The following is a 15,642-nucleotide window of genomic DNA, read 5'->3' as shown; positions in this document are numbered from 1 at the left end:
AGTTGCCCCAAAGAGGCTGCGGGCATCGGACCTTCTGGTGCCCAGCCGGGGACTCCGCGTGCCGCAGCGGACGCAGACGTTGCTGGAGGTTGCCCGGCCCCACCTTGACCTCCATCAGGGTGACTTTTTGAGCCACAACAGTGCCGCTGAGGTGCTGGGATTGCCGCTGCCCTCTTGGGCGCAGTTCAGGCCCGACGACGGCAGGCCGGTGACCGCCGTCGTCGAACCTATTCCCTGGGTACCAAAGAGCGGCCCTCATTTTCGGGAGCCGGGACGATTTATCCATCTCTCGCGGCCAAGGGATGGATCGTTGCCTCGGCGGAGGGGAGTGGCCGGCCATCGGCTGACCTTGAGGGACGGTGATCTCACAGATCTGGAGGGGGTTATCCTCACGTCTGTGGCACGAACCTGGGTGGATTTGGCCACGATGTTGCCGATGGACGACTTGATCGTGGTCGGGGATGCCATTATCAGCGAGCACAGCCGCACCTTCGGCCCTCCCCGGGTGGCGCTTGTCTCCCTTCAAGCCCTGAAGAGTTTCGTGGAGAAGGCCAACGGTGTTCACGGCGTCCGCAAGGCTCGCGTCGCGTTGGATGCGCTTCGCGTGGGTGTTGATTCTCCGCCGGAAACCAAGCTCCGGCTCTTGCTTGAAGAGGCCGGGCTTCCTGCATTCGTTCCAAACTGCCGGGTAGACGATGTGCTTGGCAAGCCGGTGTGGACTGACTTGGGGTGCCCGGAGTATCGGATCTGCCTTGAGTACGAGGGCCTTCATCATCTGTTACCAGAGCAGCAGGCTCTGGATGCTTATCGGGATCAGCGCGTCTCAGAGGCTGGCTGGCGGCAGGTAAAGATCAACAAGATCGACATGACGCATGGCAGGAAGTGGGTGGTGGCCCGGGTATCCCAGGGGCTCCGCAAACAGGGATGGACCGGCTGAGATTTTGTACAGCTGATGCCCTCATGCCTCGTCCTGTGGGTCATCACCTGTACAAAAAACCAAATGTGACTTCCACAATACGGAAACTGAATTTCCCCTTGCGGAATGGTGTGACCAGGCTTACATTTGAAAAACCCCCTCAAAATGTGGGGCTGTTCCCAACTGATTGGTTCAGATCAATGAAGATCCCAGACCCCGCGGCGCTGAAGGCGAGTTCGGCCCCGCAGAGGAAAAAGCGGCTGTACCAGTCGCTCTTTTTTCAAATCCTGATCGCCGTCGTCGCAGGTGTACTCATCGGTCATTTTTGGCCGACCATTGGGTCCGCCCTCCGGCCACTGGGCGATGGATTCATTCAACTCATCAAAATGATCATTGCCCCGCTGATTTTCCTCGTGATCGTCACAGGCATCTCGGCAGTGGGCGACGTCAAGGCGGTCGGAAGGGTCGGGGTTAAAGCCCTCCTCTACTTCACTGGCGCCACACTCTTTGCCCTGGTCTTCGGACTCATTGTTGGCAACATCGTTCAGCCGGGTGCCGGACTGAACATCGATCCCGCCACGCTGTCCCAGGACGCCCTCAACGCCAAAACCGGGAACGCGCCGCCCAAGGATGCCGCGGCGTTCCTGCTGGACGTCATTCCGGTCAGCGTGATCGGTGCCTTCGCCAACAACAGCCTGCTTCAGGTCTTGTTCTTCTCGGTCTTCTTTGGCGCCGCAATCGTCGTCATCGGCCGTGAAAGGTGCATGCCGGTCATCAGCCTTATGGACACCGTCCTGGAGCTGATTTTCAAGATCATGTCCTGGATCATGAAGGTGGCCCCCATTGGTGCCTTCGGTGCCATGGCATTCATCATCGGCCAGTACGGACTGGGCACGCTCAGCACCTACGGACTCCTGATAGCTGCGTGCTACGGCGCAGCCATCATCTTCATCGGATTGCTGTTCCTGGTGGCCTGGGGCTTCGCCCGCGTACCGCTCTGGTCCTTCCTCAAGTACACCCGTGAAGAGTTCCTGCTGGCGCTCGGTACGGCTTCCACCGAAGCCGTGATGCCGCGCATCATGACCAAGCTGACCAATGCAGGCTGCTCCCGTGCCACCACCGGCCTGGTAGTTCCCACGGGCTACTCCTTCAACCTCGATGGCGCCGCGATCTACCTCTCCATATCGCTGCTGTTCCTGGCCCAGGCGTTCGGCCACAACCTTGACCTCGGCCAGCAGTTGGCTGCCCTCGGCGTGCTGCTCCTGACCTCCAAGGGCATGGCGGGTGTCCCGGGCTCATCCTTCCTGGCCCTCTCCGCAACAGCTGCGGCCCTCGGCATCTTCCCGGTAGCCGGCGTCGCACTCCTCCTCGGAGCCGACCGCCTCATGGACTCCATGCGTGTTGTGGTCAACCTGCTGGGCAACTGCGTGGCAACGTTCGTGGTCGCCAAGTGGGAAGGCCAGTTTGACCGCAGCGTCATGCTCCGCGCCTTCAATGGCGAAATCACCAACCATGATTCGGCCATCATGCTCGGCAAGGAAGAAGTGTTCGAGGAACAGGAACTGGAGCGCATCAGCGACGGCCGCGATCCCTCGCCCAAGTTCGGCGGCGGACCTACGGAGGACAAGATCCCTCAGTTCGAGATGAGCAAACCCGGCAAGACAACAACCCCGGTCTGCCCGGACTAAACCGGATAGTTTTTGTACAGCTGATGCCCTTAAGACACGGTCTTAGGGGCATTAGCTGTACAAAAACTCCCTAGAGGGGGAGGAGCTCGGAGAGGTCCGCGCGCAGACCGGACGCGGTCACCCGGTGGGTTGAAACCGCGTCCGCCCACGACAGACTGCCGGTCACCAACGAAAGCCAGGTGGCGGCGTCGCACTCGATCACGTTCGGAGGAGTACCGCGCGTGTGGCGGGGACCCTCCACGCATTGCGTGACGCCGAACGGCGGCACACGGACCTCCACCGAATTGCCGGGCGCGCGGGCGGTGACTTCCTCCAGAGAGTAGCGGACCGCCGTCGCAATTAATGAGCGCGACGGCGGTGCGCCGGCGGCGGCACCCGGCGAACCAGCGGTGCCGGAGGGTTCGACGGCGGCCTGCCAGGCTCCCAGCGCGGCACGGCCTTCCTCAATGTTGACGCGGCGTCGTGCAACGGCCATGGGTTTTCTCCTCAGAAGTACTAGTCGAGCAGGGCGGAGACGGCGTGGCCCAGCCGGATCTTGCCCACGGTGCGTCCGCCTCCGAGGACGGGCTCCACTACTCGTTCCAAGACGTTGGAAACGGCCGGGATGTCCACGGCGCCGCTCACGGCCAGGAGGGTGAGCCCCACCAGGGACGTGGCGCGGAGGTTCCCGTCCAGCATCTTCACGGCCACCGTTGCGCCGGTGGACGTGGCAAGGACCAGGATGCCCTCGGCCCCGATTTTCGCCAGGACCTCAAGTTCTTCCATGACGATGGTGTTGGACTCGCCCGTTCCTTGGACGGCCCAGGGGTAATCGAGCATGGAGGTGGCGATGGTGGCGGCCCGGGCGTTGGACGATTTATCCCCCGGGGACTTGGCCAACCGCGAGTACGCGCGAGCCAGCCCGGTCAGCGAAATGGCTGCAACGGGAGCGCCGCAACCGTCGATCCCCAGATGGGAGATGGTTTCGCCGCTGTATTCCTCAATGACGGACCGGACCCGCTGTTGGAGCGGGTGGTTCGGCTCAAGGTAGCTGCGCAGGTCCCAGCCGTTTTCGGTGCAGGCCCATAGGAAAGCGGCGTGCTTGCCGGAGCAGTTGAAGGCCAGCTTGGATTGACCCCGCTCCGACCGGACCAGCCAGTTTCGGGCAGTCTCGTCCTGCGGCCAGGCGGTGGGGCACTGGAGGTTATCTTCCTTCACGCCCGCCGCTTTGAGCATTCCCTCCACAACGTCCATGTGATCCAGGGACCCGGTGTGGCTGCCGCAGGCAACAGCAACCTGTGCGCCACGCAGGGGCACGCCGGACTGCATGGAGGCCAGGGCCTGGAAGGGCTTGAGGGTGGAGCGGGCCAGGATGGGGGCATCGATGTCACCAAGACGGGTGACCACCGAGCCGTCGCCGGCGAGAACAACGGCCGCGCCGATGTGCCGGGACTCAATAAAGCCACTTCGTTCGATCACTGCCAGTTCCACCGCGGACTCAACGCTGAACGTTTCATGCGAACTCATGGGCATAAGCCAAGTCTAGGGCGCAGCGGGGTCCGGTGAATGACACAGCTTAGGCCGCGCGCCCTTCACAAAGTACCCTTGAGGACTGTGAAGGTACTCGTCATTGGCCCAGGCGGCCGCGAACACGCCATTGTCCGCTCTCTGCTTGAAGATCCCAACGTATCCGAGGTCCACGCGGCCCCGGGCAACGCGGGCATCAGCAAACTCGTTCCCACCCATGCGATTGACGGGAACAACCCGGAAGCCGTGTCTGCCCTCGCCACCAAGCTGGGCGTGGACCTGGTTGTCGTAGGACCCGAGGCGCCGCTGGCTGCCGGTGTGTCCGACGCCGTCCGCGAAGCCGGTATTCCGGTGTTCGGTCCCAGCAAGGAAGCTGCCCAGCTGGAGGCTTCCAAGGCCTTCGCCAAGCAGATCATGGCCGAAGCCAACGTCCCCACGGCCATGGCCCGCGTTGCCACCAACGCCGAGGAAGCTGCTGACGCCCTGGACACGTTCGGCGCACCGCACGTCGTTAAGGACGACGGCCTGGCCGCCGGCAAGGGCGTAGTGGTCACCAAGGACCGCGCCGAAGCCTTGGCACACGCCCAAGCGTGCTTCGACGCCGGTGGAACCGTAGTGATCGAGGAATTCCTTGACGGCCCCGAGGTTTCCCTGTTCGTCCTTTGCGACGGCCGCACCACTGTCCCGCTGTCCCCGGCGCAGGATTTCAAGCGCATCTTCGACAACGACGAAGGTCCCAACACTGGCGGCATGGGCGCCTACACCCCGCTTGAGTGGGCTCCCGCAGGGCTGGTCCAGGAAGTCATCGACCGCGTGGCCCAACCCACCGTGGACGAGATGGCCCGCCGCGGCACCCCCTTCGTCGGCGTGCTCTACTGCGGATTGGCCCTGACTTCCCGCGGCACCCGCGTCATCGAGTTCAACGTCCGCTTCGGCGATCCCGAGACGCAGGCTGTCCTGGCCCGCCTCAAAACCCCGCTCGGTGCGCTGCTGCTGGCAGCTGCCAAGGGCGAACTGGACACCGCTGAAGAGCTGCGCTGGTCCAAGGACACGGCAGTCGCCGTCGTCGTGGCCGCCGAAAACTATCCGGACGCGCCCCGAACCGGCGACCGCATCCGCGGCCTGAAGAAGGTTGACGAGTTGGACGGCGTTCACGTGGTCCACGCAGGTACCAAACTGGACGACGAAGGCAAAGTGGTCTCCGCCGGTGGCCGCGTCCTCGCAGTGGTGGCGCTCGGTTCCGATCTGGTGGAGGCCCGCGAAAAAGCGTACGACGGCGTCGAGCTGGTTCAGCTTGAAGGCTCACAGTTCCGTACGGATATCGGTGGCAAAGCCGCCCGAGGCGAGATCCGCGTGCCGTTCACGGCCACCGGAACCATCCCGAAAGTGCAGGCCTGAGCATGACTGACGGCATCCCCACGGGCGGCTTCGAAACCGAAACGCTGGAACTTCCGGGCTGGACGCACGTCTACTCCGGCAAGGTGCGCGATCTCTATGTCCCGGCCGACGAAGCCATCACGGAGAAGATCGGGCAAGAGTGCGTCCTGGTGGTAGCCAGCGACCGCATCAGCGCCTACGACCATGTGCTGAGCAGCGAAATCCCGGATAAGGGTCGCGTCCTGACTCAGCTGAGCCTGTGGTGGTTCGACCAGTTGGACGTTGAGCACCACGTGCTGGCGTCCACGGTTGAGGGTGGCGTTCCTGCCGCCGTCGAGGGCCGGGCCATGATCTGCAAGAAGCTGGATATGTTCCCGGTGGAGTGCATTGCCCGCGGCTACCTCACTGGCTCCGGCCTGGTGGAGTACAAGGAATCCGGCACGGTTTGCGAGATCCCGTTGCCGGAAGGCCTCGTGGACGGTTCCCGCCTGGAGAACGCACTCTTCACGCCGTCGGCCAAGGCCGAGGTGGGCGAGCACGACGTCAACATCACCTACGACGACGTCGTGGCCATGGTGGGCGACGACATCGCAGCCCGCCTTAGCGAGCTGACCTTGACGATCTACACCCGCGCCGAGGAGATCGCCCGCGAACGCGGCATCATCCTGGCCGACACCAAGGTGGAGTTCGGCATTGACGCTGCCACCGGCATCATCACGTTGGGCGACGAAGTCCTCACCCCGGATTCTTCGCGGTTCTGGGACGCGTCCACCTACGCGCCGGGCAAGTCGCAGCCCTCCTATGACAAGCAGTACGTCCGTGACTGGCTGACGTCCGCCGAGTCCGGTTGGGACAAGTCCTCCGACACCCCGCCGCCGGCATTGCCCGCCGAGGTAGTAGAGCGCACCCGTGCGCGTTACGTGGAGGCTTACGAGAAGCTCACAGGCCGCACGTTCGCCTAAGCGTTAACGCAAACTGCCCCGGACCGTCTGGTCCGGGGCAGTTTTGCTTTGACGCGGGCTACGCTTCCGAGTGCTCCTTCGCCGCACGGCGCTCAGCCAGTCGGATCTCCAGCACGGCGTCCATGGCCTGCTGGACCCTGTCTGAAGCTCCGGCCGCGCTGAAGTCGTGCTGGGCCTCTTCCAGGAACTGGAGCGCCTCAGCGGCTTCACCTGCTGCTTTCAGGGACTTGCCGAGCAGCAGCGAGACTTCGCCGGCCGTGTGCCGGGCCAGGACCTTGCGGTCTGCGTGGATTTCGCGGAGTTTGTCGACGGCGGCCGGAATGTCACCGGTCAGGTACAGCCAGCGGGCGCGGATGAAGGCGACCTCCAGTTGATCGGTCTTGTTTCCGCCCACAATGGACAGCGCGAGTTCCGCACGCTCAATGGCGGAGAGGGTTTCCGGTTCCACGATCCCCGAGGACAGCCGGACCGCTGCGGAAGCTTTGTTGAAGCGGGCCCACAGTTCGATGTCGTTGGCGGGGGAGAGGAGTTTGGCCGCGCGCTCGTGGTGCTTGATGCCCTCCACATAGTCGTGCCGCATGAAGGCCACGTTGCCTACCACCCAGGCCACCTCGCCGGCGAGCTGGGACATGGAGTGCTCGTCCATGTGCTCGATCATGGCCAGGCAATACTCCCACGCCTCGTCCAGCTTGCCGCTCTCGGCGAGGGCACCGATCAGCGCGCGGTGCGCACCGATGATGAGAGTGGAACCCTTGGGCAGCTGCTCGCTGAGCTTGACGGCTTGCTTTGCATGCTCGACGGCGGTGGCCAGCTGACCTTGGCCGTGACACACGGCGGCAAGCATCTGCCAGGCGCGCACTCCCAGGCCGGCGGATTCCGTGGCCATGGGGTGTTCCAGGAGGTGCTCAACTATTTGCTGGCATTCCTTCAGTTGCCCCTGTTTCATGACGCATTCGGCCTGCATGTACGTCATGTTCCACCAGGCGCTGTTGTTCTTGGCCTCGAGTGCGATCTGCGCGGCGGTGGCGGCATGGCTGGCAGCGAGTTGGTAGTCGCGGAGGTCCCAGGCTTGCCGGGCGTAGAGTCCGGCGAGGACGTACTCTGCGTCGCTCACGGAGACAGGTTGGCTCCACGCTTCCAAGGCTTTGGGCGCGAGTTCGAGCCGGCGCGCCAGTTCTTCGATGACCTCAGCCGTTGGTTCGCGACGGCCTGTTTCGAGCAGCGAAATGTAGCTGGGTGAATACAGGTTTTTGCCGAGCTCAGCCTGTGTTAACCCGCGTTCGAGCCGTTCGGCACGTAGCTTCTCGCCGAATCCGTTTCCCACGGGTCCCTCCTACAGGTGTCTTTTGACCAAAACCTTGACAGTCTCTGTGGAAAACATTTTACAATGTATGTCAACAGGGACCGTGCAATTTCCGTAACGAATCCGACTCGCATTGGGGTACTACATCATGTTCAAGAAAATCATCGCTTCAGTGGCCGTGGCGGGCGCACTGACTTTCGCAGTCGCGGCTCCCGGTGTGGTCTCTGCTGCTCCCGCAGCCGATTCCAGCACCGTCAGTGCTATTGGCAACTGGCCCGATCCTATGCGCGTAGCGGCGCCGACCAAGTCAACGGACACCACGTACACGCCGATGTCCATCGGCAACTGGCCGGACACCATGTAAATCAATTGTAGTAAAAGAAACCCCGGAGCGTAACGAGCGATGCTCCGGGGTTTTCTTTTTGCTCATTCGCAAGGACAGGGGAAACACAAAAGAGGGTCTTCCATGTGGAAGACCCTCTTTGTTTGGTCGGGATGACAGGATTTGAACCTGCGACCTCTTCGTCCCGAACGAAGCGCGCTACCAAGCTGCGCTACATCCCGATCCGCTGCGAAAGCAACTGTACAAGAATAGCTGAATCCCGCCGTGATGCGAAATTGAGGAGTGGGTGTCGCTCCTCACACCCGCCGGCCCGGAAGAGCTAGACCAACGAGTCCCGCCAAGCCCCGTGCAGCTGGGCAAAGCGTCCACCACCGCTGATCAGTTCAGCGGGAGTCCCATCCTCTACAATTCGTCCATCATGGACCACAAGTACCCTGTCAGCCGTCTCCACGGTTGAAAGACGGTGGGCGATGATGATGGCCGTCCGGGCCCCTCTGCCACCGGCCACTCCCTCCAGCAGGTTGGACAGTCCCTGCTGAACCATCCGCTCGGACGGAATGTCCAGGGAGGACGTTGCTTCGTCAAGGATCAGCACGGCAGGCGCGGCAAGGAAGGCCCGGGCGAAACCAATGAGCTGGCGCTGGCCTGAAGATACCCGCCCACCGCGCTTGTTGACGTCCGTGTCGTAGCCCTCGGGCAGGCTGGTGATGAACTCGTGGGCCCCCACAGCGGCCGCAGCCGCTTCAATCTCAGCCCGCGACGCCTCCGGCCGGCCCAGTGCGATGTTGTCCGCCACGGATCCGCTGAACAGGAATGCTTCCTGCGTCACCATCACCACGGCGCGGCGGAGGTCGGTAGTGGATAGGTCCCGTAGGTCCACGCCGTCCAGGGTGATCGCTCCGGACGTGACATCGTAGAAGCGCGCCACGAGCTTGGCCAACGTGGATTTGCCGGCACCTGTTTGGCCCACCAGTGCGATGGTCTGTCCGGCCGGGATGTGCAGATCCAGGGTAGGAACAACCACCTTGCCGTCGCTGTAGCCAAACTCCACGCCCTTGAAGTCGATCTCACCGCGGGAACTCTTCAACGGCACCGGGTTCTTGGGCGGACGGACCGTGGGAACTTCTTCGAGGAGCCCGGAAACCTTCTCCAGCGCAGCCTGTGCACTCTGGAAGGAGTTATAGAACATGGCCATCTGGTCCACGGGCTGGAAGAAGCGCTTGGTGGACAGGATGAGGGCCAGCAGGACACCGACGGCTAGGTCGCCACCCAGGACGCGGAAACCACCGAACAGCAGGACCACGGCGACGCAGACGTTGCCGATCAGCACCAGGCCCGGCTGGAAGATGCCGTTCAGGTTGATGGAGCGGACGGTGTTCTTGCGGTAATCCTCGGCCAGCTCGCCATACCGCGATGCGTTTTCAGGCTCCTTGCGGAAGGCCTTCACAGCGCGGATGCCGGTCATGGTCTCCACGAAGTGGACGATCAACCTGGCGGACACCACCCGTGATTCGCGGAAGGCGATTTGCGAGTGCTTTTGGTACCAGCGGGCGAGGAAGAACATCGGTACGCCGGCGCCGAGGACGATCAGTCCACTTTGCCAATCCAAAGCGAAAACAGTCACTGCGGTGAACACCATGAACAACATGCCGGATGCCAAAGAGCTGACACCGGAGTCCAGGAGTTCGCGGAGTGCTTCAAGGTCCGAGGTCTGCCGCGCAATGATGCGCCCGGACGTGTATTTCTCGTGGAATTCCAAGCTCAGCCGCTGGGTGTGCCGGAAGACGCGGAGCCGGAGATCCAGGAGCATGGCTTGGCTCAGCCGGGCAGTGGAGGTCACGTACAGCGCAGTCATGCCGGCGGTGGCGATCGCTGCGGCCAGATACAGAGCCCCGGCCCACACCAAAGGACCGTTGTTGCCCGCTTGCAATGCGGGAAGGGCGTTGTCGATCCCGAAGGCGATCAGCGCAGGTCCGGCCACCCGGGTGAGCTGCGAGACCACCACCATCACGATCGTCAGCCAGAAACGCAACCGCACCGGGCGGATGAGCGAGGCAAGCAAGGTGAGCGACCGGCGTCGTACGGCTTTGCTGTCTGCTTTGGTGAGGAGCGTGTTGTCCTCGTTGGCGGTTCCAAACGTTGCGGCACTCACCGGCGGGCCTCCTCAGCTTCTTCGAGCTCGTCCAGTTCGGTGTCCAGGTCCTTGGGACCGGTGTCCAGGCTGGCGATGACGTAGCGATAATGGTCGTTGTCGGCCAGCAGTTCCGTATGGGTCCCGACGGCGGTGATGGTTCCGTTTTCGAGCAAAGCCACCCGGTCCGCCAACGCCACAGTGGAAGGGCGGTGCGCGACGATCAACGTGGTGGTCTCGCGCAGGACCTCCCGCAAACGGGCCTCCACCCGTTCCTCGGTGTTCACATCCAAAGCGGATAGGGGATCATCAAGGACCAGGACCTTCGGCTTGGCCGCGATGGCCCGGGCCAGGGCAATGCGCTGGCGCTGGCCGCCGGACAGGCTCAAGCCCTCTTCGCCGATGAGCGTGTCCACGCCGTCGGGCAAGGAGTAGGCAAACTGGGCCTGCGCTACGTCCAGGGCTTCATCCAAGGCGGCGTCGCTGGGATCGGGAGCGCCCAGGAGAACGTTGTCACGCACTGAACTGGAGAACAAAGTGGTGTCCTCGAAGGCCACGGCCACGATCCTGCGAAGCTCGTCAATGTCGTAGTCGCGAACATCCACGCCGTCGATCGTCACGGCGCCCTCGGTCACGTCGTACAGGCGGGGGACCAGTTGGAGCATGGCACTCTTGCCGCTGCCGGTGATGCCCACCAAGGCCATGGTCTCGCCGGGGCGGATATCCAGGGTGAGGTTGTGCAGAAGCGAACCGCCGTCGTCGAACCCGAAACCCGCGCGCTCAAAGCGCAAGGCGCCCTTCACCGTTTCCGGCACCGTGGCCTGATCCGGCGAGGTGATGGTGTTCTCGGTGTCCATGACCTCGAAGTGGCGGTCCAGGGCGGTCTTCGCGGTCAGCGCCATGGCAAGGAGCATGCCGGAAAATTCCACCGGCGTGGCCACTACTGCAGCCGTGGCGAAGAAAGCCACCAGCGCGCCGATGCTCAGCTCCCCGCTGGCTGCGAGCATGATGCCCACCACCAAGCCGAACCCCAGCGCCAATTCCGGAAGCAGTGTGACCACCAAGGTGAAGCCGGCTTGCTGCTTGGCCTTCGCGATTTCGGTCTGGCGAAGTTCCTCGGCCTGGCCGTTGAAGTTCTCCAGTGCTTCGCGGCTCCGGCCGAAAGCCTTCAGGACGCGGATGCCGTGGACAGATTCCTCCACAGTCGTGGCGAGGTCGCCGGCCTGGTCCTGGCTGAGGCGGGTAACCAGGCTGAAGCGGCGGCGGAAGCGGAAGGAGTTGATCATGATCGGTACCGCCGCGCCCAGGAAGATCAGCGCCAGTTGCCAGCTCATGGAGAACATCACGCCAACGCCGATGATCACCGTCAGCGTAGTGACCACCAGCATGATCGCGCCAAACGCCATCCAGCGGCGCAGGAAGCTCAGGTCGGTCATGGCGCGGGAGAGCAGCTGGCCCGAACCCCAGCGGTCGTGGAACGCCACGGTGAGCTGCTGCAGGTGGCCGTACAAGGTCACGCGCATCCTGGTCTCGACGGTGGTGGCCGGGTTGATGACGAACTGCCGGCGCAAAGCCACCAGACCGGCTTCAGCCACACCCAACGCAAGAATCACGACGGCGGCAATCCAGACTGCGTCCGTGGAACCGCCGGGCTGCAAAGAGTTGTTGACGAGGACGCGCAGTACCTGGGGAATCGTCAGTGCAACAATGCTCGCGAGCAAGGCGCAGATCAGGCCCATGAACAGGCGGGGGAGGATGGGCCGCACATGAGGGTACAGGCGGCCGACGGAGGTGAAAAATGACGTTTGCTTGGACATGCCCGCTTCTCAACAGCTGGATCTTCAGATGGTGCGGAGGTAGTTTCCCGTAGCAACTACCCTATGTCATGGCGTGATTCGTTTCACAGAACAACGCAACGTCGGTGAAATGTTTGACCCAGTTATTGGGGATCGTAATGATCCCTCGGTATTTAGCTGCGTGCCGTGAGGGAGAGCAGCACTGCTTCCGGGCGGCAGGCGATCCGGACTGGCGCGAAGCGCGACGTGCCGATGCCGCCTGAGACGTTCACCGGCGTCGTGAATTCATTGCTTTCCCAGTCGTGGAGGCCTTTGGCGCGCCACGTGGGGAGGTCGCAGTTGGAGACCAAAGCGCCGTAGCCGGGGATGCAAATCTGACCGCCATGTGTGTGGCCGGCGAGGATGAGGTCAGCTCCGGCTTCGGTGAAGTGGTCCAGTACCCGCTGATAGGGAGCGTGGATCACAGCGACCTTCAGGTGGGGGCGCGCATCCTGGTTCACGGTGCCGCGTGGCCAGCCGGCGTACCGCTCGCGTTTGAGGTGGGGATCGTCCACTCCGGAGAAATCGAAGCGGAGTCCATTCAGGACCACCGACTGGGCACGGTTGGTGAGATCGATCCAGCCACCCATGCCAAACGCAGAGCGGAGCCTCGGCCAATCGAGCTTTATGGGGTCTTTCTTGTGCCTCGACGGTCCGCGGAAGTAACCCGCCGGATTCTTGATCCTCGGGGCGTAGTAGTCATTGGATCCGGGAACGAAAACGCCCGGGAACTCCAAGAGCGGACGTAGAGCCTGGATCAATGGATCGATGGCCTTCGCGTGGCTGAGGTTGTCGCCTGTATTGACCACGAGGTCGGGCTTCAGCTCAGCCAGGGACGCAAGCCACTGGGCCTTCTTGTCCTGACCCGGGACGAAGTGGATGTCACTCAGGTGCAGGACCCGGAACTGCGCTGAGCCCTCAGGGAGGATCGGCAGGGTTTCGTGGCGGACCTCGAACTGGTCCTTCTCCCACCAGCCATAGGCAGCCGCTGCTGCGCCGGCCGTTGCACCGATGGCTGTAGTGACGGCGAAACCGCGCCCGACGGTGCGGACGCGGTTTGCCAGTGAATCACGGAAGGACACGCTTAGTCCTTATCGTTGTTGCCGTTGCCGTTATTGCCATTGTTCCCATTGCCGCCGTTTCCGTTTCCGGAGGGCGGGGCGGGGTTCGGATTGGACGGCGCCGGCGTGGTGTTGCGCTGCGGGGCCGCCGTGCCGAGCAAGTTGGACGGCGGAGCCTGGAACGGGTTGGTGCCGTAGGCGGGAGCCACCGACAACATGTAGTTGGTGAACTGCGGACCGGCAATCATGTAACCGTCGATGGCCGGGTAGAACTTGCCGTTGACGGTCAGATTGCGGCCCGGGCGCAGCTGGTTATCCAGCGGATCACCGAACCAAGAGGCCGTGGCCAAGCCGGTGGTGTAACCCACCACCCAGGTGGAGCCGTTGGAGTCGTTGGTACCCGTCTTGGCCGCAACCGGGAAGTTGCCCTTCGTGGAAAGCGATGGGCGGATCAGTGAGCCCGAGCCGGCATTCAGGACTTCCTGCATGGCGTAGGCCACGCCACGGGCAACCTCGGGCTTCACTGCGTCCTTGCAATTGGAGGACTGGGCAGGCATTTCAGCGCCCGACTGGTCCTTCACTGATGTGATGGCGATCGGCTCACAGTACTTGCCGTCAGCAGCGAAGGTCGCAAACGCAGCCGCCATGGTCAGGGGTGCAGTCTGCGTGGCGCCGATCAGGTTGGACAGTGTGGTCATCGGGACCTTGGGGTTCGGATCGGTGACCTTGCCTGCGTCATCGCGCGTCGGCAGTCCGCCGTGGATGCCGGTGGCGTCCACGATGCCCTGGATGCCGCAGAGGTCAACCTGGGAAGCCGAAGCAAACGTCGCGGTGTTGATGGAGTTCATGAGGCCGTACAGGACGGTCATGTTCCGGTAGTAGCCCTCATCCGAGTTCTGGAGGTCGAAGCTACCGGCCACGTTCCTGTCGTAGAAACCATTCACGGGCGTGGGGCAAGTGTTCCGCCAAGGGAAGTTCACACCGTACCTGCGCACGCTCGCGTTGACGTTCTGGTTCATTGACTTGCCCTCGTTCAGCCACTGGGCGAACGTGAAGGGTTTCATCGTCGAGCCGGGCTGGAAGCCACCAATGCCGTTGAGGTCGTTGCCGTTGGCGTCCAGGACGTCAACGTTGAAGTTCTGGGTCTGATCGAACTTGCCCTCTTGAGGCAGCCAGACAGTGTTCTGGGCCATGCTGACGATCTGGCCCGTACCCGGCTGGACAGAGGTGATGGACGCGCCCCACTTATCCGGGTTGGCGCCGGCCGTGGCATCAACCTGCTGCTGGGCCACGGTCTGGGCTGTCGGATCGAGGGTGGTCTGGATGGTGAGGCCACCACGCTGGACACGCTTGACGCGCTCTTCGGTGGTGTCGCCATAAGCCGGGTTGTTGAAGAGCAGGTGAAGGACGTAGTCGCAGAAGTACGGCGCCATGGTGGCGTAAGCGCAACCCTGGCGGGCCGGGGTGACCTTGGTGGTGACGGGGGTAGCAACGGCTTCGTCGTACTCGGCCTGCGTAATCTTGCCTTGGTTCACCATGGCGGCGAGTACCAGGTCGCGACGCTTCTGCGCGCTGTCCGGGTTCGCGATGGGATCGAAGGCCGAGGGGCTGTTCACGAGGCCGGCCAGGAGGGCGGCCTGCGGAAGTGTCAGGTCCTTGGCGGTGGTGCTGAAGAAGAATTTGGAGGCAGCTTCGATTCCGTAAGCGTCACGGTTGAAGAAGACGATGTTGAGGTAGCCCTCGAGGATCTGCTCCTTGGAGAACTTCTTCTCCAGGGCGATGGCGAGCTTCATTTCGCGGAGCTTGTCGCCCACGCCTTTGCCGCCACCATTGAGCTTGACGTCTTCTTCGCGGTCGGACGCCACCAGGGACTCGTTGATGACGTTGTTCACGTACTGCTGCGTGATGGTGGACGCGCCCTGCTTGTTGCCGCGGGCGGTGCTGACAATGGCTCGCATGATGCCCGTGGTATCGATGCCGCCGTGCTCATAGAAACGGCTGTCCTCAATCGCGATGACAGCGTCCTTGATGAACGGGCTCATCGAATCCAGCGGAACCTTGGTCCGGTTCTCCGCATAGATCGAGGCGATCGGCGTACCGTCCTTCGCCAGGATCGTGGTGTTCTGGCTAGGCGGATCCACCTGAAGCTCCGCCGGCAGAGTGTCAAAGAACTGTATTGAACCACTAGCGGCACTGCCCGAAACGGCGGCTGCGGGGACCAAAAGGCCCGCCACCAGGACGCCACAAATCGCGCTCACACCGAGGAAACCTAGAATCTTTCCGAGGGTGGTGGCAGTGTCGAATAGTGGGTTCTTGCGAGTCACCATGTTTTCCACTTTACCGGCAAGGGCTAGGCTTTCTGTCATGACCAAATGGGAGTACGCCACGATTCCGCTCATAATCCACGCCACGAAGCAGATCCTGGACCAGTGGGGCGAAGACGGCTGGGAGCTTGTCCAGGTTGTCGGTGGCCCCGATGGCAAAGGCCTTGTTGCATACCTGAAGAGGGAGAAGCAGTAA

13 protein-coding genes and 1 tRNA gene are annotated in these 15,642 nt (G+C 62.7%); 6 read left to right on the top strand and 8 right to left on the bottom strand.

The features are described from left to right. Window positions 1–436 precede the first annotated feature (436 nt). Window positions 437–937, top strand: a complete 501-nt coding sequence (locus tag CGK93_RS18985) for a hypothetical protein (RefSeq protein ID WP_232481401.1) — start codon at window positions 437–439, stop codon at window positions 935–937. Window positions 938–1,116: 179 nt separating this feature from the next. Continuing rightward, window positions 1,117–2,604, top strand: a complete 1,488-nt coding sequence (locus tag CGK93_RS18980; RefSeq protein WP_089596155.1) for a cation:dicarboxylate symporter family transporter — start codon at window positions 1,117–1,119, stop codon at window positions 2,602–2,604. 70 nt (window positions 2,605–2,674) lie between these two features. Here CGK93_RS18980 and CGK93_RS18975 read toward each other — a convergent pair whose 3' ends face one another. Both CGK93_RS18975 and CGK93_RS18970 read right to left on the bottom strand, forming a co-directional pair. Next, window positions 2,675–3,079 carry a sterol carrier family protein gene (locus tag CGK93_RS18975; protein ID WP_089596154.1) on the bottom strand — a complete coding sequence of 135 codons (405 nt, stop codon included), beginning with the start codon at window positions 3,077–3,079 and terminating at the stop codon, window positions 2,675–2,677. Between the two features lie 20 nt (window positions 3,080–3,099). Then, a complete protein-coding gene (locus CGK93_RS18970; RefSeq protein ID WP_089596153.1) occupies window positions 3,100–4,116 on the bottom strand; it encodes an asparaginase in 1,017 nt (338 codons plus the stop codon). Between the two features lie 33 nt (window positions 4,117–4,149). Between CGK93_RS18970 and purD the strand changes: the two genes are divergently transcribed. Together purD and CGK93_RS18960 are read left to right on the top strand one after the other, a co-directional pair. Beyond that, window positions 4,150–5,508 carry a phosphoribosylamine--glycine ligase gene (gene purD, locus CGK93_RS18965; RefSeq protein WP_198318266.1) on the top strand — a complete coding sequence of 453 codons (1,359 nt, stop codon included), beginning with the start codon at window positions 4,150–4,152 and terminating at the stop codon, window positions 5,506–5,508. 2 nt (window positions 5,509–5,510) lie between these two features. Then, the gene (locus CGK93_RS18960; RefSeq protein ID WP_089596151.1) at window positions 5,511–6,449 is read left to right on the top strand and encodes a phosphoribosylaminoimidazolesuccinocarboxamide synthase; all 939 of its coding nucleotides are present in this window, start codon (window positions 5,511–5,513) and stop codon (window positions 6,447–6,449) included. Between the two features lie 58 nt (window positions 6,450–6,507). Here CGK93_RS18960 and CGK93_RS18955 read toward each other — a convergent pair whose 3' ends face one another. After that, window positions 6,508–7,773, bottom strand: a complete 1,266-nt coding sequence (locus tag CGK93_RS18955; protein ID WP_089596150.1) for a helix-turn-helix domain-containing protein — start codon at window positions 7,771–7,773, stop codon at window positions 6,508–6,510. A 127-nt stretch (window positions 7,774–7,900) separates the two neighbouring features. On the opposite strand from CGK93_RS18955, the gene CGK93_RS18950 reads away from it, so the two are divergent. Further along, the gene (locus tag CGK93_RS18950) at window positions 7,901–8,116 is read left to right on the top strand and encodes a hypothetical protein (RefSeq protein ID WP_089596149.1); all 216 of its coding nucleotides are present in this window, start codon (window positions 7,901–7,903) and stop codon (window positions 8,114–8,116) included. Window positions 8,117–8,239: 123 nt separating this feature from the next. On the opposite strand, the gene CGK93_RS18945 is transcribed toward CGK93_RS18950, so the two are convergent. The 5 genes from CGK93_RS18945 to CGK93_RS18925 all read right to left on the bottom strand — a co-directional run bounded on the left by CGK93_RS18945 (window position 8,240) and on the right by CGK93_RS18925 (window position 15,488). Continuing rightward, a tRNA-Pro gene (locus tag CGK93_RS18945) sits at window positions 8,240–8,316 on the bottom strand. 98 nt (window positions 8,317–8,414) lie between these two features. Further along, window positions 8,415–10,247, bottom strand: a complete 1,833-nt coding sequence (locus CGK93_RS18940) for an ABC transporter ATP-binding protein (RefSeq protein ID WP_089596148.1) — start codon at window positions 10,245–10,247, stop codon at window positions 8,415–8,417. Then, window positions 10,244–12,043, bottom strand: a complete 1,800-nt coding sequence (locus tag CGK93_RS18935) for an ABC transporter ATP-binding protein (protein WP_089596147.1) — start codon at window positions 12,041–12,043, stop codon at window positions 10,244–10,246. The genes CGK93_RS18940 and CGK93_RS18935 overlap by 4 nt, the downstream gene beginning before the upstream one ends. 152 nt (window positions 12,044–12,195) lie before the next feature. Beyond that, the gene (locus CGK93_RS18930; RefSeq protein ID WP_089596146.1) at window positions 12,196–13,143 is read right to left on the bottom strand and encodes a metallophosphoesterase; all 948 of its coding nucleotides are present in this window, start codon (window positions 13,141–13,143) and stop codon (window positions 12,196–12,198) included. 2 nt (window positions 13,144–13,145) lie between these two features. Continuing rightward, on the bottom strand, window positions 13,146–15,488 hold the full coding sequence (locus tag CGK93_RS18925; RefSeq protein ID WP_089596145.1) for a transglycosylase domain-containing protein: 2,343 nt from the start codon (window positions 15,486–15,488) through the stop codon (window positions 13,146–13,148). Between CGK93_RS18925 and CGK93_RS18920 the strand changes: the two genes are divergently transcribed. Then, complete coding sequence (locus tag CGK93_RS18920) at window positions 15,487–15,642, top strand: DUF4177 domain-containing protein (RefSeq protein WP_011775990.1); 156 nt, start codon at window positions 15,487–15,489, stop codon at window positions 15,640–15,642. The two genes, CGK93_RS18925 and CGK93_RS18920, sit on opposite strands and share 2 nt — an antisense overlap.

Origin of the sequence: Arthrobacter sp. YN, assembly GCF_002224285.1 — a bacterium.
Classification (GTDB): Bacteria; Actinomycetota; Actinomycetes; order Actinomycetales; family Micrococcaceae; genus Arthrobacter.
This window is presented reverse-complemented; position numbering and strand designations above follow the sequence as displayed.